This is a genomic window from Maribacter sp. (genome assembly GCF_039968975.1).
Lineage (GTDB): Bacteria > Bacteroidota > Bacteroidia > Flavobacteriales > Flavobacteriaceae > Maribacter.
Genome location: NZ_JBDVOT010000034.1, coordinates 12,613 through 31,967, shown reverse-complemented (window position 1 = coordinate 31,967; position 19,355 = coordinate 12,613). Strand labels below are relative to the sequence as shown.

Genomic DNA, 19,355 nt, shown 5'->3' with positions numbered 1-19,355 from the left:
TTTTCTTTTAAAAAAAGCAGAAATCTAATTTCTGCTTTTTTCTATTTAAAACTATTGCCATTTATGAGAATTCAACCACTTTTTTTATACCTAAGCTTAGTTGTATTCATTAGTTCATGTTCGAAAACTAATGAAAAACAGAGTACAAAGAATACTAGTTTAGATAGCGTTCCGGCTATTTTTAACAAACTGAATTTTGAGCAAACTTCTATCGATTTCGCAAATAACCTTACAGAAACAGATTCGTTAAATTATTTTACTTACTACTATATCTATATGGGTGGCGGTATTTCAGCTGGTGATGTAAATAATGACGGATTGACCGATCTTTTTTTTACAGGTAACCAAGTAAAGAATAAACTTTATTTAAACAAAGGTGATTTTAAATTCGAAGACATTTCAAAAGCCTCTGGTATTGAAGGTGATAATCGTTGGTACACCGGTACTTCAATGGCAGATGTGAATTTTGATGGGTTTATGGATATTTACGTTAGTGTATCTGGTCAAGATGGAAATAAAGAAAATCAATTATACATTAATAATGGTGATAATACATTTACAGAGCGGGCAAAAGAATTAGGAGTTGATGACGCTGGTAATTCAATTAATGCCACTTTTTTAGATTTTGATAATGATGGTGATTTAGATATTTATGTAGCCAATTATCCTATCACAGACTTTAAAACAGATTCAAAAACCTTAAGGGCTATGATGTATCATGTTACTGATCTACAATCAAATCATTTGTATCGAAATGATGGAGGTGTATTTACAAAAGTAACCAAAGAAGCCGGACTTTTTGAGTATAGTTTATCCATTAGCGCAACGGCAGCAGATTTAAACAATGATGGTTGGCAAGATATTTATGTGTCAAATGATTTTAATAGTCCAGATATATTATATATAAATAATAAAGACGGCACATTTACTAATACAATTAAAGAGAGCACAAAACATACATCATTTTATGGTATGGGCGCTGATATAGCAGATTTTGATAATGATGGTCATCTTGATATTTTTCAGGTTGATATGGATGCGGAAATTAATAGGAGGTCTAAAGCTAATATGGCAAGTATGGATCCTTTATTGATGCTACAGGTTAAAGAAGCAGGTTTTCAAACCCAGTATATGCAAAATTCTTTACAACATTATATTGGCGAAACCAAAGAGAATTATCCTATCTATTCAGAAATATCTAGACTTTCTGGAGTTTCTTCTACTGATTGGAGTTGGAGCCCTCTTTTTGCGGATTTGAATAATGATGGTTTAAAAGATTTATATGTTTCTAACGGTTCAAGAAGAGAAATAAATAACAAGGATTTTTTCGCTAAACTAAAAGGAGAAACTAAAAATAAGGATAGTTTATTGTCAAAAACAATGGCAATGCCGTCTGAAACTTTACCAAATTACGCTTATAAAAATATGGGCGATCTAACTTTTGAAAAAGCTACCAAACCATGGGGTATAGTACATAGTGGATTTTCAAATGGGGCTATTTACGTTGACTTGGATAATGATGGAGATTTAGAAATCATTACAAATAATATTGACGAAAAAGCATCTGTTTTTGAGAACTCTAGTTCCGCGTCTAATAATTATTTGACCTTGACTTTTAAAGGTGATGAAAAAAATATTCAAGGAATAGGTGTAAAAGCGACTATAACCAATAACGGTTCAAAACAATTTCAAGAATTAACCTTGGCTAGAGGTTTTCAATCTTCAGTAGCACCAAAATTGCATTTTGGTTTAGGTGAGTTTAGTAAGGTTGATACTTTACATATTCAATGGCCTAATGGTAAAGAGCAAATTCTTGCAAACATATCAACAAACCAAACGTTGAATGTAAATATAGATGAGGCCTTCAATATTCCAATTAATGAAAAGAAGGATAAAAGCACTTTTTTATTTGAAAGTGATGTCGATTCAATTTTGTCATTTACCCATCGCGAGAATTTATATAATGATTTTACTTACGAAATATTGTTGCCACACAGAACCTCTAGTTTCGGGCCAGGTATAGCTGTTGGTGATTTAAATGGAGATAACTTGGAAGACTTCTATATAGGTGGAGCACATAACTACCCAGGTGGTTTGTTTTTTCAAACAGAAACCGGTTCGTTTAAGCAACAGAAAACTGAATTAATGGCTAATGAACGTGATTTTGAAGATTTAGATGCCTTAATATTTGATGCGGATAATGATGGAGATAACGATTTATATGTCGTTAGTGGTGGTAATGAGTTTTCGTATCGTTCAGAGATGTTGCAGGATCGTCTTTATATAAATGATGGTAAAGGGAATTTTACCAAAGGTCAAAAGGTTCTACCAAAAATGATAACTAGTGGTAGTAGGGTATTTGCAAACGATTTTGATAATGATGGAGATTTAGATTTATTTGTTGGCGGGCGTTTGTTTCCTGCAAATTATCCCTATCCGCCTATGAGTTATATATTAGAGAATGTAAGTACACCTGGTAAACCTAAGTTTGTAGATGCAACTGAAAGCGTAGCGCCATTTCTTAAAGAAAAATTTGGAATGGTAACCTCTGCGGTTTTTGTGGACTATGACAATGACGGTTGGGAAGATTTAATAGTAGCAGGTGAATGGATGCCGATTAAAGTACTTAGAAACGAAAAAGGAGAGTTTAAAGAAGTTACTGAAGATTTAGGATTATCTGGTACTACTGGGTGGTGGTTTTCATTGGCTAAAGGTGATTTTGATGGTGACGGCGATCAAGATTTGGTCGCTGGTAATCTTGGTTTAAATTATAAATACAAAGCTAGTGAAGATGGTACTTTTGATATCAATTTAAATGATTTTGATGAAAATCAAACAAATGATATTGTACTTAGTTATTATAATGATGGTGAAAAATATCCTTTGCGTGGTCGCCAATGTTCCTCTCAGCAAATGCCTGATATTAAAAATAAATTTAAAACCTATAATGAATATTCTACAGCTACATTAACGGATGTCTATGATGAGGATAAATTGGAGAAAGGTATTCATTATCAAGTTTCATCTTTTGCAAGTGCTTTTATTGAAAATACTGGTGGATCATGGAAAGTACATGATTTGCCTAAAGAATCTCAAATTTCACCTATCAATCAAATTTTGGTAGATGATTTTAATAGAGATGGAAGTTTAGACGTTTTGGTAGCAGGTAATCTTTATCAATCTGAAGCAGAAACACCTCGTGCAGATGCAGGACACGGCTTATTGTTAAGTGGGAATGGTAAAGGGGCTTTTACACCTATAAAAAGTACGGAAAGTGGTTTTTATACACCAGGTGACGTAAAGGATATGGATAGAATTACAATTGCTGGCGAAGAATATATTATTGTGGCTAAAAATGATGATTATCTACAGTTTGTTCGCATGAAAACTAAATAAGAAAAAGAGATAATTATGAATTTGTTATTCAGAATATGGAGATGTAATGGGTTGAATGTAGCAGCTACCATTCTTGCATTTTTGATGTTAAATGGATGTTCGGAGAATTCTTCAACAGATGCTGATTCTGAACAAACTAATACTACAGGAATAGAAAATCCAGTTGACGAAATACCGGAAGTAATGGAAGAAGTACCAGATGAAGAACCTGTGGTTGTAGATGATAGGTTACCTACAGATATCGATTCTAACTATATTATTACGTTTGAAGACGATTTTAATCAACAGCCAGGTACATTACCAGACCCCAGCAAATGGCAAAGCCAACTACCGTGGGGACCAAACGTTACTATTAATAGTGAATTACAATATTATACAGATGTTCTAAATGGAGACGTAAAGGCACCTAATCCTTTTGATTTTGATGGTAATGGAAATCTTATTATAACTGCTGGTTTAAACAATGATCAGCAAGTGGAAGCCACTGGTGCGGAGTATTATTCAGGGGTGTTAACAGGAGCGGAATCTACGCCCTACAGAGATGGTTATATTGAAGCAAATATCTGGTTTGAACCAGATGTTGCCGGCTTTTGGGGAGCCTTTTGGTTATTACATAAATATTATGAAAGTCCTCAAGATACCGGAGAAAACGGCAAACGTAGAACAGAGATAGATTGGGAGTTTGTACGTGGACCAGGTGGAGCGTTTTTGGGCGGACCTTATAGTACAGACCGTTTGCAAGTAGCTTATCATTATGATGATGGGCAGTGGTCAGTTTCTGGTTCTGGTTTTAATAGCTCAAATGGTGAGCCTGGTTTAAGTATTCAATGTGATGGTTCAGAAATTAATAATGTTGTTGGAGTGGGGCCTATAAAACAGATGAAAGGAGAAGACTTTGCAGGTGATTGGCATAAATATGGAATATGGAAAACAGATGAATTTGTGAAATGGTATCTTGATGGTAATCTTGTTGCAAGTATCTGTGATCCTACAATAGTATCGCAAATAGATATGTACCCAATAATTAATTTAGCAATAGGAGGTAACTTTCCCGGGCCGCCTAATCCAGAAGATTATCCAACAAGTATGCTGGTAGATTATATTACTTTATGGCAGCCACAATAATTATTTATATTAAATAAATGTCTTTTAATTATATTAGTTACTACACTAGATTATTAAGTAATGATTAAATAAGAAAGCAGGCGAATAAAAGCAATATATAGAGTTTCAATAAAACTCATTCTAATCTTTATCAAATTTTAAAATCAAATCCTTCATCAGATTTACGCTTATACTTTTCTTCGTTAAAGCGATAAAGAAATGATCCTTTTCTAGAACTTGTCATATCTTTTTCATCAAGTTTATCAAGAATGTCAAGCAGGTTTACTTTATTAATAAAGTTTCGTTTATCTAGTTTTTTATTTAGAATGGACTCGTATAAACTTTGAAGTTCACGCATTGTAAATTTTTTGGGTAACAATTCAAAACCAATTGGTTTTACAAGTGCTTTACGCCTTAGTCGCAACATGGCCTTGTTGATCATTTCATTATGATCAAAAATTAATTGTGGAATTTTATTAATTTCAAACCATTTCGCAGAATCAATTTTAATTTTATCTAAATTTTTTGCACTTAAATCAATCAAAGCGAAATATGCTACAGATATGGTTCTTTGTCCTGGATCTCTATCAATTTCACTATAGCTGTACAATTGTTCCATATAGATATCTTTTAGACCTGTTAATATATTTAACACGCGTATTGCCGCTTCATCTAAGTTTTCACTTTTTTTTAAAAAACCACCAATCAAAGACCATTTATCCTTCTCTGGTTCAAAATCACGTTTTACTAAAAGTACTTTAATTTCTTTTCTATCAAATCCAAAAATGATACAATCGACGGCCAGTAAAACTTGGTCTTCCTTGTTGTAATATTGCAATTTGTAATTTACATCTTCGTGTTGATCGGCGTTACCTATTTTCATTACTTATAAGCGATATTTCTATTAACTTGATAATCAATTTAATGCTAAAATACTACTATTTAACAATTATTAAAGGATGTTCTTAACCTTATAATTTAGCATTTTCGGATTTTAATTATTTGAATATTAACAATTTTGATAAATTTTAAAATCCATTAAAACAAAGTTTTTTTGAGGTTTAGCTCTATTATTTTTGTGGTAGGTTAAAGATTAATATTCAAATAATAATAATTAAAACGCTATCTATTTGAAACTAAATTAATTTATGGCTATTAGTTATTAGAAAATCTTTTTAAGCTGTTAAACATTTAAATATAATTCTTTTTATATATTCGTAAGTGTAATAATAACACTTAAAATACTGTATCCTTTATTTTAGGTAAATTTCAATTGGTTGTGTCTCTAATTTATGTAGTGAATTGGTAAGATGAATTCTTTGGAAAATGTAAGGGTTAATAAATTATTTTAATTTACCCGTAATAAAGCGTAATTAAGTAATAACATATCGAAATTAACATCACTGATAAATGAATCAATCATATAAAAAAACTGTTTTTCTTTTTAAGATATGTATACTATTTAGTTTAGTAGTAGCACAAGCACAAAATGAATGGGAGAACCCAAAAATATTTCAACGTAACCAAGTTTTGCCTCATACCAACTTAATGCCTTTTAATACCGTAGAAGAAGCATTGAGTAAAGGTAAAAAAGAATCAATAAATTTATTGAGTCTAAATGGAACATGGAAATTTCAATTTTCAGATAATTTAGATAGGGCTCCAAAAGGTTTTTATGAAGATAATTTTAATCGTAAAAAATGGGATGAGATAAAAGTGCCTTCCAATTGGGAAATGCAAGGTTTTGGATCTGCAATGTTTAGAAACATTGGTCAACCCTATAACTCAAAACCACCAATGGTACCTAAAGAGTATAATCCTATAGGGTCTTACTACAAGACTTTTACGTTATCTAAGAACTGGAAAGAGAAAAAACATTTTTTACATTTTGAGGGTGTACAATCTGCATCTTATGTTTGGATAAATGGTAAGGAAGTAGGTTATAACCAAGGGGCAATGGAACCCGCTGAATATGATATTACACCGTATTTAAAAGAAGGTAAAAATAGTATTGCCGTTAAAGTTTTACATTATAGTGATGGCTCGTATTTAGAGGACCAAGATACTTGGAGACTTGCCGGTATTTACAGAGATGTGTATATCATGTCCACACCAAAAACACATATACATGATTATTATGTAACCACAGATTTAGATGAAAATTACCAAAATGCCACTCTAAATATTGATGCGTTTGTAAAAAATTACACTGATGAAAATTTAAATGGGTTTAACGTAAACGCCATTTTGTATGATGATAGGGGAAATAGAATTGTTTCTAAAAAATTAACCATGGCAGACGATAAATTTTCAGTATCAATTGATGTTGAAAATCCTAGGAAATGGTCTGCTGAACACCCAAATTTATATACACTTATCTTAGAATTGATTGATGGTAAAGAAAATACTATTGAGGTGTTTAGTCATAAAACAGGCTTTAGGGAGGTAGAGGTTAAAAACAAGGCTATTTATGTTAATGGCAAGCCTGTTAAGTTGAATGCTGTAAATAGTCATATGATGCATCCTAAAACTGGGCATGCTATGGATGTTATAACAATGCGCAAAGATTTAACCTTGATGAAACAATTCAATATTAATAGCGTAAGAACAAGTCACTATCCGCCAAATGTGGAGTATTTAGATTTAGCTGATGAATTGGGAATGTATATTATTGATGAAACGGGAGATGAAGCTCACAGTAACATTCAATTATCCAGTGAACCAGAATGGAGAGATCAGTATCTAGATCGTATGCAGAAAATGGTATATAGAGATAGAAACCATGCTTCTGTAATTATATGGAGCGCAGGTAATGAAAGTGGTCCAGGAGATAATATTTGTGCCTTAATTGTTGAAGGAAAAAAAATAGACCCAAGTAGACCTGCTTGGATGTATGGGGGTAATAGTGATGAGGATCCAGAGACTAACCCTATTGAATGTGAAGATATTGTTGGTCCAAGATATGTTACACCATTTATGCTCGAAAAAAGATTCGCGCTTGAAGAAGATGCTAGACCTTCTTTTATGGATGAATATTTATCTGTGGCAGGAAATGCACTTGGTGGTTTAGATGAGTATTGGGACCTGATTTACAAATATCCACGTTTAACAGGTGGTGCAATTTGGGATTGGGTAAGCCCGGGTATTGATAAAAGATGGATAACTACACCAGATGCTTCAGCTAATAAGATTTCTGCAGCTTTAATGAATAATGCGGTTTTAAAAGAGGGCAAGTTTGGAAAGGCACTTTACTTAAGTGGTCATGATGACTGGTTAGAAGTGTATAAAGATAAAGCTCTGGATATTGCCGATAATAAGCTTACATTGTCTTTTTGGGTGAAACCTGAAAAATATAACGGACATGCCTATTTTGTTACCAAAGGAAATTATCAATATGGTATTATTCAATCTGATAAATCTGAATTGCAATTTTATGTTCATACAGATGAAAGGGTTAGTGTAGAAGCTTCTCTTCCTGCTAATTGGGTGGGTAGCTGGCATCATGTAACAGGAGTTTATGATGGAAAGAATTTAGGACTTTATATTGATGGAGAAAGATTAGCGACCAAGAGTTGTTCTGGTAATATTACTAACGGTCCTTATCAGGTTGAGATTGGTAAATCTGCCAACATAATTGATAGTCATTTAGGCTATTTGGCGCATACAACTATTGACAAAGTTAGAATTTTTAATAAAGTAGTTTCTAACGAGGATTTGAATGTAGATAATGAGGAATTAAGAGACTCAGCTTCTTTGTGGCTAGATTTTGAATCTATAATCGATGAATCTCATTATTATAGTATTGGGTTGCCAGGTAGAACATATGGGTTGGTTTGGCCAGATAGGGAAGTTCAACCGGAATTGTGGCAATTGAAAAAATCACCACAACTTATAGATGTTAATCTAATAGACATTAAAAAAGGAACAGTATCTATATACAATCGTTTTCCTTTTACTAATCTAAGTAATTTTGATACCAAATGGTCATTATTAGCCAATGGTAAGCAAATAGAATCTGGTAATTTAAAGGTTGACTTGGAACCTTTAAAAATAAAAGAATTTAAAATTCCATTTACTAAAAGTAATCTAGAAGCCGGAATACATTATGTGTTAGAAGTAAGTTTATCATTATCTGAGGATACCAACTGGGCTAAAAAAGGACATGAAGTTGCTTGGGAGCAATTAGAATTTCCATTTGTAGAAAAGCCAACAGTACTTTCTAATGTAGACGGATTAAGTGTAGAAGATAACCTAGAGAATATTGTTTTTAAAGGTCCTGAGTTTGTCTATACATTTGATAAGCAAAATGGTTTGCTAACCTCACTGGTCTATAGAGATAAAGAATTTCTGAAAAAAGGCCCCATGTTTAATGTATGGAGAGCTCCGTTAGCCAATGAACTAGATGCTTGGCCAACATTCACCGTTTCCACAGGATATCAAAAAGATGGTATGGGTGTTAATTTAACTAATGGTTTGTATGCCATTGGTCTAAATAATTTAGAACATGAAGTATCATCTTTAGAAATAATAAATAAAGAAAACGAGGTAGGCCTAAAAGTGATTATTCTTGCTACAAGTAATAAGGATGCTACAGGCTTTTTAAACGAGTTTAATTATAGTATTACCAAAAATGGGGAAATTGCTATTAGAACAAATACTTCACCTGCAGGTGAATTTACCAACCGGATTCCTAAAGTTGGCCTACAATTACAAATTCCAAATACGTTTAATACTATTGAATGGTATGGAAGAGGACCTTACGAAACATATCCCGATAGAAAAACAGGAGCCAAGTTCGGTAGTTATGAAACTACTGCAAAAGATGATTATGTACCTTATATTATTCCGCAAGATTATGGTAATAAAACAGATGTATATTATACATCTATTAGTGATGACAGTGGATATGGATTACAGATAAAAGGTGATCAAACTTTTAATTTGAGTGCTCAAATCTATGATACGGACAACATGACACGATCTTATTATAGACGTCAACTAAAAGAAGTAGATTATATAACTCTAAACTTGGATCATGCAGTTTCTGGAGTAGGGGGTACGGCAATTTCTGTATTAAATAAATATAGAGTACAGCCTAAACAGTATAATTTTACTTTTTATATAACCCCATTTAAAAAATAACTAGTAACTACTTTAAGAATATAATTTCAACAATCTATTGATTCTTGTAAATGCTTTAACACTATTGTTTTAAGTAGCTCCTTCTGTTTATTTCCCTGTTAATCGATATAGTAAATGATTAAAATGTTTTGGATAAATTGATTAATGATTATTATTAATGTAAAATATACACTTATAACATATTATTGGCTATATTTATGCATATTAAGTATCTGTAGTCTTAAAAACTTATAATTATTAAAGGGTATTTTAATGATTTGTGAAAAAATGGAATTAATCAATTATAATGAAATAGATAGTAATGGATTTGTTTGATTCTTTTTACATGATAATTTAATTATAGTTTTTAAGAACCATACCTCTAGATATATAGTTGTTTACATTTTGCACATATGGTGTATTATGTAAATTTTTTATGTAAATTTTATTAAGTGTAAAATATACATTAAAAAATATAACGGTATTAGAATACTATGAATTGCCTTTTGTGAGATCAGTTCAGAGACTCGTGATTAGAATAATGTTCTTGAAATATATAGGGAAATAAAAATAAACCTCTCAAAACCAACAATTATGAAAACAAAACTACTCTTATTTCTTTTTGCAATAGCCTTTTCAGGTTTCCTGCAAGGGCAAAACACCGTTGCCATTATAAATCCCCCTACCACTGTAACGGCAAATCAAACGGTAGATGTCAATGTGAATTACACTAAAGTAGTTGATACGGCTTACGTTCTAATTAGGTTTAAAAGTCCAACTGGTGATAATTTGGGTCAAGCGTTAACTACGGTTATGGCAAATTCAGATACAGTTCTGTTAAGTGTTCAAGCCCCGGATGCAGCGGGTAACAATTATAGTTTACAGGCGCAGATTTTAGCTTTGGGAACTTGGGCAGGTTTAGCAAATGACGAGTTTATAGGGGTAACTGTTGAAGGTGATGCACCGATTTTGGAAAATACTATTTCAATTATAGATCCACCAACTACGGTATCTGCAGATGAAATGATTGGTATTAATGTTAGTTACTCCAAGGTTGTAGATACAGCTTATGCTTTAATACGTTTTAAGAGTCCCGCCGGTGATAATTTAGGACAGTCGCTAGCTACAGTAACTTCAGATTTAGATACGGTATTATTATCTGTATTGGCACCTGAAACTGCAGGTGCTAATTATAGTCTACAAGCTCAATTATTATCACCAACTTGGGCGGGATTGGCTAATGACGAAGTAGAAGAGGTTACAGTAGAAGATAATACTCCGGTTTTGAATAATTCCATTACAATTATTGACCCGCCAGCGACAATTACGGTAGAGCAAATGGTTGACATAAATATTAATTATACCAAGGCTATTGATACTGCTTATGTGCTTGTTCGGTTTAAAAGTCCTACGGGAGATAATTTAGGCCAAGGAGTAGAAATGGTGACTGCAGATTCTAATTCAATAAATATAAGTGTTTTAGCTCCTGATGCTGCTGGTGCTGATTATAGTATACAAGCACAATTATTATCGACTACTTGGGCTGGTTTATCTGAAGATAATGCTCCTGGAGTTACTGTAGAGGAATTTACCCCGCCTACAGGAGACAACACTTTAGATATTGTGAATACATCTATGGATCCTATTAATAACGGTACAATTAGACGTGTTAACATTAGTTATAATTTATTGCAAGCTAGTAGAATTTTAGTTGAAGTTCGTGATAGCGAAATAGCTGCTGGAAGTAATAAAATTGGGCAAGTATGGGTAGATGTTCAGGCAGGTACAAACACCGTTGGTGTTGATTTAATAGTTAATAGTGGTAATCCGAAGGCGACCAACCGTATACAGGCGGTATTGTTTGAAGGTAATTCATGGACTCCTATTAGTATTGCAGAAGCTCCACATTTATTAGTTGGTAAAGGTGACGGTACCATTACATACAGAGATCAACCTTATAATTACGATAATAGCCAAAACCTTCTTTTTGAAGAAGATTTAGGTAATGGATATTACACCAATTGGTTTGTAAATAATGGTTGGATAGGTGATATACAGGCAAAGTTTGGTCCTGCAGAACAAGAATCATGGGTAGATTGGGATAATAATGGTTTCGAAACTGGACAAACACATGCAGAATTTGACATTAAAATACAAAAATATTCTTGGCACAACTGGAAAGAGCAAGGGTTAAGTCGTGGATACCCTACGAAAATTGCTGATGTTGAAAACCCAATAACTTGTACCTATACGGGTCAATGGTCTTCAAACAGTGAAGGAAGAACATTTTTTAATATGACTGCATGGTTATATAATGGTGGTGGTGATTTAAATAATAATTCCTATGCAAAAAGTGATATTATTGTCCATACATGGGATAATTCTGGAAATCTTGCACAAAGATATGCCGAAGACCCAAATGATAGTTTAGAACCGTTAGATACAATTAGCAGTGGTGGTATTGCTTATCATGTATTAAAAAGAAATACTGGTGGTTATGGAGAGGCAGCGACATATAATATTGTTCCCGTTAACAATCCAAGAGCGGGTAATTGGGATACTCCTTTTGATACGGCACCTTTCAATGTTTCTTTAGATATGAAGGATATCTTAGAGAAATTAATAGTTGTTGATGCTAATAGTACAACACCTACACTTGACAACCAATGGTTTATTCATGGTTTAGAGTGGACATTTATTGGTTCTTCTGGAGATACTATTGGTGGTGATTATGTGGGCGACAGTAAAGCCAAGTTTACATTATTGAATTACACTATTCCAGATTTATTGGCTAGCACTGAATCTGATGGAAACAATAGTTTAGAAATAGTAAATACCTCTTCTGATCCAATTAATAACGGAAGTTTAAAGCAGGTTAATATTAAATATAACGTTAGTCAAGCTAGTAGAATATTGGTAGAGGTTAGAGATAGTGAAGATGCAGCAAATAGTAGTAAAATAGGTCAAGTTTGGGTAGACGTAGAAGCAGGAGAAGATACTGTAGCTGTAGATTTAGTAGTAGATGATGGTAACCCAGGAGATATGAATCTTATTCAGGTCTTATTATTTGAAGGTAATTCGTGGACGCCTATTAGTGTTGCAGAAGTTCCACATTTATTAGTTGGTAAAGGAGACGGAACATTAATATATAGAGGGCAACCTACAGCGGGCAATAAACAAAATGAGTTGTTCCAGCAAGATTTAGGTGATGGGTATTGGACCAATTATTACATTGCTGACGGATGGCAAGGTCCTTTACAAATGAAATTTGAACCATTAGGCTCGCCATCATGGATAGAATGGGAAAATCAAAATGATGTCAATGGCGGACATAAGGAATTTGATATTAAAATTCAAAAATTCTCATGGCATGAGTGGAAAGATACTGAAGATAGGGGTTACCCAACAGCCGTGAAAGATATCAACTTTCCCTTAGAAACGACATTAGAAGGTCGTTGGAGTCATGGAAGTGGTGGTAAAGGACAAATTAATATGACCGCTTGGGTTACCGAAAATGGGGATATGGGCGGAAATAGAGTAGATATTATTGTTCACGCATTTGATAACTCAGGTAACTTTAGACAGAAATATGATGATGCAAATGTTGATGGTAATCATAGCTTCAACAATATTGGTGAGTTTACAGCTAATAATGGATTAACATATCAGATATTAAGAACCTTGCCAGGTTATATTGGGGAAATGGCATCTTATAATTTAATTCCTGATGAAATAGTACAAAAAGATCCAAGAGCAGATTATACAAATGAATTAATTACTGCCAATATTGATATGAAAAATATCATTGACAATATTATTCAAAAAGAATCTGAGTTTTCAGGTGCCCAAGTTCCAATAAGTGAAGATTGGCAGATAAATGGTTTGGAGTGGACAGTTGTTGGTCAATCAGCAAGTACAGATACAGACGATCAACCTATACCTAGTAGTCATGGCAGATTTACATTCGAAAATTATAGCATTCCAGATTTAGTTGGTGGTGCACCGGTTTATAGCAATACGTTAAAAATTGTAGATACTTCTTCGGATCCCATCAATAATGGTAGTTTAAAGCAAGTGAACGTAGAGTATAATGTGCTACAGGCTAGTAGAATTTTGGTTGAGGTACGTGATGGTGAAGATGCAACTATTAGTAACAAAATAGGTCAAATTTGGGTTGATGTTGAGGCTGGTACTGATACTGTTAGTGTAGATTTAGTTGTTGATAATGGTTGGCCCGGAGATACAAATGTTATTCAGGCAGTTTTGTTTGAAGCAGACTCATGGAACCCCATTTCATTGAGTAAAATACCTCAAATATTTGTTGATAAAGGCGACGGAACTATTACTTATAGGGGTCAACTTTCAGCAGACAACAATCAAAATATACTCTTTGAACAAAATCTTGGATATGGCTATACCACAAACTATAATATTTTTGATGGTTGGGAAGGTCCGTTGCAAATGAAGTTTGACCCTGTTAGTTCTTTATCTTGGATTGAATGGGAGAATCAGAATGTGGAAAGTGATGATACTAGAGGATTTGAAATAAAAATTCAAAAATCTTCAAGTAATCCAGATAACGCTGATGTTGGTTATCCTACAAAAATTGAGACAATCAACTTACCGTTAACTGCAACCTTAAAAGGGAATTGGAATACAGGGAGTAGTGGAAGAGCAAGTGTTAACTTAACTGCAAGACTAACTAAAGAAGGAGGCCTAAGCGGTGAAAAAGCTGACATTATAGTGTATGCTTTTGATAATTCAGGAAACTTAGAGAACGGCAATGGAAATGGTAAGGGAAACGGGCATGGCAAAGGTAATATAAATGGAAAGAGTTATTCAAAAGGCAATGGAAATGGCAACGGACATGGAAATGGGCAAGACAATGGTTATAACAATCTAGGTCAGTTTACATCTAACGGGTCAACATACCAAGTATTAAGAACAATAACAGAATCTTCTGATGTTATTGTAACCTACGCTGTTATTTCAAATAGCGTTTTACAAAGAAATTCAAGTGATGGTTTTTCAACAGATGCTATTGAATCTACTATCGATATAAAAAATATTATAGATAATGTTATTAAGATAGAATCAAAAAATGGAAAGGGTAATCAGAGTTCAATAATAGATGAGAATTGGTTTATTAATGAATTAGGTTGGACAGTAGAAGGATTATCTGAAAGTACTGTTTCTAGAAATAAAACTATAGCTAGTAGCAAGGGTAGATTCATCTTTACTGATTATTTGTTGCCGAACATAAGTGATAGTGTTACTAGTGGCGACAACGACAATGGAGAGGATATTGCAATACATTTTTATCCTAACCCTTTTAAGAATAACTTAAATTATGAATATAGTTCATCAGTAGATGAACCTTTATTTATCGATTTCTATTCGAATAATGGAAGGCTTGTAAAAAGAGTCAAAAATGAAAAAGGCTCTTTTGGTATCAGCAATACTATAAAGACAAATCAGTTCAAAAAAGGTCTATATCTTGTTAGAATTAAGTTTAAAAACAGAGTAGAAACAACTAAGCTGATTAAAAAATAAAAAGAATAGTGAGTAAGTTTAGTTAATAGTAGAAAAGCTGCCCATTAATTTGGGCGGCTTTTTTTATGGTATTTCTGGAGTATTTAAATAATTTAAACTAAACGTATATGGTGTATTTGTGCAGTTTCAATATCAATATGTTTAAGAATTGCTATAGAAGTTGAACGAATATATGATACATTATATTTTAAATGTGTAAATAACACTTAATAATATATTATATTTGGTTTTATAAAATAGTAGAGAATTGAATAATTATGTAATTGGTTTAGATTATGGGTCCGACTCTGTAAGAGCGGTATTGATAGATGCGGAAACCGGACATGAGGTATTGTCAAAAGTTCATTGGTATTGCCGTTGGAAAGAAAATAAGTACTGTAATGCATCCATAAATCAATTTAGACAACATCCGTTAGATCATATAGAGGGGCTAGAAGATGTTATTAAATCCGTAGTAATGGAAAGTAACCTTGCACCAGAGTCTATAAAAGGTATTTGCATAGATACTACAGGGTCTTCGCCAATTCCTGTTGATGAACAAGGCACACCATTAGCATTAACTAAAGGTTTTGAAGAAAACCCAAATGCAATGATGGTGATATGGAAAGATCATACAGCTATAAAAGAAGCCAATGAAATTAATAATTTAGCTAATAATTGGGGAGGTGAAAACTATACCAAATTTGAAGGAGGAATTTATTCGTCAGAATGGTTTTGGGCAAAAATTTTACATATAATCCGAGAAGATAATTTAGTCAGAAATGCCGCATATTCCTGGATGGAACATTGCGATGTAATGACCTATTTACTTATAGGGGATAAAAAATTAAAATCATTCAAACGAAGTAGATGTGCGGCGGGGCATAAAGCTATGTGGCATACATCATGGAATGGTTTACCTGCTAAAGAATTTTTAGAACAATTAGACCCCTACTTGGCTAAACTTAGAGATAGGTTGTTCGATGAGACATATACGTCAAATCAGGTTGCAGGAAACCTAAGTGAAGAATGGGCTAAAAAATTAGGTCTTACCACCAAAACGGTTATAGCTGTAGGCACATTTGATGCTCATGCCGGTGCTCTTGGAGCAAAGATTAAAGAGAATGTTTTGGTAAGGGTTATGGGTACTTCAACTTGTGATGTTATGGTTTCTTCAAAGAAATTCGTTGAAGATAATCCTGTAAAAGGTATTTGCGGCCAAGTTGATGGTTCAGTTATTCCCGGTTTAGAAGGTTTAGAAGCTGGTCAGTCCGCTTTTGGTGATGTGTTGGCATGGTTTAAAGATATGTTGTTATGGCCAATTGATAATTTAGTATTGTCATCTAATATTCTTACCGATGCTCAAAAAGCTGAACTCAAAGAAGAAATAGAACTTAATTTCATTAAAAAAATAAGTGCCCAAGCAGAGAAAATTCCTCTTGATGAAAGTATACCAACAGCTTTAGATTGGATTAATGGGAGAAGAACTCCAGATGCAAATCAAGAATTAAAAGCAGCAATTTCTAACTTATCTTTAGGTACAGAAGCTCCTCACATATTCAAAGCTCTGGTGAATGCTATTTGTTTCGGCTCTAAAAAAATAGTAGAGCGGTTTGAAGAGGAAGGCATTCGCATAGATAGTGTTATTGGAATTGGTGGTGTAGCAAGAAAATCGCCCTTTATAATGCAGACATTGGCAAATGTATTGAACAAACCTATTAAGGTGGCAGCCTCAGATCAGGCACCTGCATTAGGTGCTGCTATATATGCTGCGGTAGCTGCAGGAATTTATGCCGATGTTATTAAAGCTAGTGAGAAAATGGGTAGCGATTTTGAAGCAACTTATTACCCTGAAGAAGAGAAAGTTTCAATGTACAAAGAACAGATGCAATCCTATGACGAACTAAGTTCGTTTATAGAAAATAGTATAAAAAACAAATAAATGAGTGTTGACTATAATGCACTAAAGTTAGAATGCTATAAAGCAAATATGGAGCTAAATGAACTGGGTTTGGTCATTTATACTTTTGGTAATGTAAGTGCAGTTGATCGTGAAAATGGTGTTTTTGCTATTAAGCCAAGCGGTGTACCTTATAAAGTATTGAAACCTGAAGATATGGTAATTGTCGATTTTGATAATAACATAATTGAGGGGGAACTAAGACCATCATCAGATACTAAAACACATGCCTATTTATACAAAAAATGGGATGATATAGGTGGTATTGCACATACACACGCTATGTATTCGGTAGCCTGGGCTCAAGCACAAAAAGATATCCCCATTTTTGGAACAACACATGCAGATCATTTAACAACAGATATTCCGTGTGCTGTGCCAATGAGCGATGATCTTATTAGTGGAAATTATGAACACAATACTGGTGTTCAAATTGTAGATTGTTTCAAAGAAAAAGGGCTTTCGCATACAGAAGTGGAAATGGTTTTAATTAGCAATCATGGTCCTTTTACATGGGGCAATGATGCAGCAAAAGCTGTTTATAATAGTAAAGTGTTAGAAACGGTGGCCCAAATGGCAACGTTAACATTACAGATAAATCCCCAAGCACCTAAGCTAAAAGATTCATTAATTAAAAAGCATTACGATCGTAAGCATGGTAGTACTGCTTATTACGGTCAATAAAGGATAGATAATTTAAGATGATAGATACTTCTAAAAAAGAAATATGGTTCGTTACAGGTAGCCAGCATTTGTACGGTGATAATACATTGAAACAAGTAGCCGAAAATTCACAGGAAATTGTAAAAGGTTTTAACACATCGTCCCTTATACCTATTACCATAGTTTATAAGCCAACAGTAAAAACTTCAGATGAAATTACAGCGGTTTGCCAAGAGGCTAATATGTCAAAAAACTGTATCGGTATAATTACATGGATGCATACTTTTTCACCTGCGAAAATGTGGATAAAAGGGTTAACTATTTTAAATAAACCACTTTGTCATTTACATACACAGTTTAATGCTGAAATTCCTTGGAAATCAATTGATATGGATTTTATGAATCTAAATCAATCTGCGCATGGAGATAGGGAGTTTGGTTTTATGATGACCAGAATGCGTAAAAAACGAAAGGTTGTTGTAGGTCATTGGCAAGATGAAAGAGTTCAGAAGAAATTAGCCATCTGGTCTAGAGTTGTTTTAGGTTGGGACGAACTGCAAAATTTAAAGGTTGCTAGAATTGGCGATAATATGCGTGGAGTAGCAGTAACCGAAGGTGATAAGGTAGATGCTCAAATGAGATTTGGGTTTTCTGTAAATGGCTATGATTCTTCTGATATTGTTAAGCATATTAACAAAGTAACGGACAGCGAATTAAACGAATTACTGGCTGTTTATGAGGATAGTTATGAATTAACAGCATCTCTTAAACATGGAGGTGATCAAAGAGAATCATTAATTAACGCTGCCAAAATAGAGTTAGGCTTACGTAAATTTTTGGAAGAAGGCGATTTTAAAGCCTTCACTGATACTTTCGAAAATCTTGGAGAACTAAAGCAACTACCGGGTCTTGCCGTGCAGAGATTAATGGCAGATGGATATGGATTTGGAGGAGAAGGCGATTGGAAAACTGCCGCTATGGTTAGGGCTTTAAAAGTTATGAATACAGGTTTAGATGGTGGTATATCGTTTATGGAAGACTACACATATCACTTTACCCCACAAGGATCATACGTTTTAGGTTCGCATATGTTAGAAATTTGTCCGTCTATAGCAGATGAGCATAAACCTTCTTGTCAAGTACATCCTTTGGGGATAGGGGGTAAAGAAGATCCTGCTAGATTGGTGTTTAATACAGCAACTGGTAGTGCTATGAATGTCTCATTGGTAGATATGGGTAATAGATTTAGATTAGTGGTTAATGAAGTAGAGGCTGTAAAACCTGGCGAAGATTTACCTAATTTACCTGTTGCAAGAGTATTATGGGATGCCAAACCAAATTTGGAAACTGCGGCAACGGCTTGGATTTTGGCAGGTGGAGCACATCATACAGTGTATTGTCAAAATCTTAATGTAGAGTATATGGAAGATTTTGCGGACATAGCAGGAATAGAATTACTTGTAATAGACGAGCAAACTACCGTTCGGGATTTTAAAGATAGAATTAATGCCAACGAAGCATTCTATCAAATGTTTCAACATAGATTTTAATAAATATGAAATTCACTAAGAACAAATAA

The 19,355-nt window shown here is 33.7% G+C and carries 8 protein-coding genes; 7 read left to right on the top strand and 1 reads right to left on the bottom strand.

Annotation, left to right across the window (positions count from 1 at the left end; all coding sequences use genetic code 11):
• Nucleotides 1-63 precede the first annotated feature (63 nt).
• Nucleotides 64-3,396: a VCBS repeat-containing protein gene (locus ABJI11_RS02080; protein ID WP_348348973.1), complete on the top strand. Its 3,333-nt coding sequence runs from the start codon at nucleotides 64-66 to the stop codon at nucleotides 3,394-3,396.
• Nucleotides 3,397-3,411: 15 nt separating this feature from the next.
• Complete coding sequence (locus tag ABJI11_RS02075) at nucleotides 3,412-4,521, top strand: glycoside hydrolase family 16 protein (RefSeq protein WP_348348971.1); 1,110 nt, start codon at nucleotides 3,412-3,414, stop codon at nucleotides 4,519-4,521.
• 130 nt (nucleotides 4,522-4,651) lie between these two features.
• Here ABJI11_RS02075 and ABJI11_RS02070 read toward each other — a convergent pair whose 3' ends face one another.
• Nucleotides 4,652-5,383: an NUDIX domain-containing protein gene (locus ABJI11_RS02070; protein WP_348348969.1), complete on the bottom strand. Its 732-nt coding sequence runs from the start codon at nucleotides 5,381-5,383 to the stop codon at nucleotides 4,652-4,654.
• Nucleotides 5,384-5,910: 527 nt separating this feature from the next.
• Between ABJI11_RS02070 and ABJI11_RS02065 the strand changes: the two genes are divergently transcribed.
• The 5 genes from ABJI11_RS02065 (at nucleotide 5,911) to araA (ending at nucleotide 19,326) form a co-directional block, all read left to right on the top strand.
• Nucleotides 5,911-9,642 (top strand): glycoside hydrolase family 2 TIM barrel-domain containing protein, encoded by a 3,732-nt coding sequence (locus tag ABJI11_RS02065; RefSeq protein ID WP_348348967.1) that lies wholly within the window; start codon nucleotides 5,911-5,913, stop codon nucleotides 9,640-9,642.
• 573 nt (nucleotides 9,643-10,215) lie between these two features.
• Nucleotides 10,216-15,174 (top strand): T9SS type A sorting domain-containing protein, encoded by a 4,959-nt coding sequence (locus ABJI11_RS02060; RefSeq protein WP_348348965.1) that lies wholly within the window; start codon nucleotides 10,216-10,218, stop codon nucleotides 15,172-15,174.
• A gap of 247 nt (nucleotides 15,175-15,421) precedes the next feature.
• Nucleotides 15,422-17,095: a ribulokinase gene (locus ABJI11_RS02055; protein WP_348348963.1), complete on the top strand. Its 1,674-nt coding sequence runs from the start codon at nucleotides 15,422-15,424 to the stop codon at nucleotides 17,093-17,095.
• Entirely contained in the window at nucleotides 17,096-17,797 is a 702-nt protein-coding gene (locus tag ABJI11_RS02050; protein ID WP_348348961.1) for an L-ribulose-5-phosphate 4-epimerase, read from the top strand.
• 17 nt (nucleotides 17,798-17,814) lie between these two features.
• Nucleotides 17,815-19,326, top strand: a complete 1,512-nt coding sequence (araA, locus tag ABJI11_RS02045; RefSeq protein ID WP_348348959.1) for an L-arabinose isomerase — start codon at nucleotides 17,815-17,817, stop codon at nucleotides 19,324-19,326.
• Nucleotides 19,327-19,355 lie beyond the last annotated feature (29 nt).

Excerpts from the sequence above, each read along its gene's own strand:
- ABJI11_RS02080 (WP_348348973.1), top strand. The coding sequence starts at position 64 with ATGAGAATTCAACCACTTTTTTTATACCTAAGCTTAGTTGTATTCATT.
- ABJI11_RS02070 (WP_348348969.1), bottom strand. The coding sequence starts at position 5,383 with ATGAAAATAGGTAACGCCGATCAACACGAAGATGTAAATTACAAATTG.
- araA (WP_348348959.1), top strand. The coding sequence starts at position 17,815 with ATGATAGATACTTCTAAAAAAGAAATATGGTTCGTTACAGGTAGCCAG.
- ABJI11_RS02075 (WP_348348971.1), top strand. The coding sequence starts at position 3,412 with ATGAATTTGTTATTCAGAATATGGAGATGTAATGGGTTGAATGTAGCA.
- ABJI11_RS02060 (WP_348348965.1), top strand. The coding sequence starts at position 10,216 with ATGAAAACAAAACTACTCTTATTTCTTTTTGCAATAGCCTTTTCAGGT.
- ABJI11_RS02065 (WP_348348967.1), top strand. The coding sequence starts at position 5,911 with ATGAATCAATCATATAAAAAAACTGTTTTTCTTTTTAAGATATGTATA.
- ABJI11_RS02050 (WP_348348961.1), top strand. The coding sequence starts at position 17,096 with ATGAGTGTTGACTATAATGCACTAAAGTTAGAATGCTATAAAGCAAAT.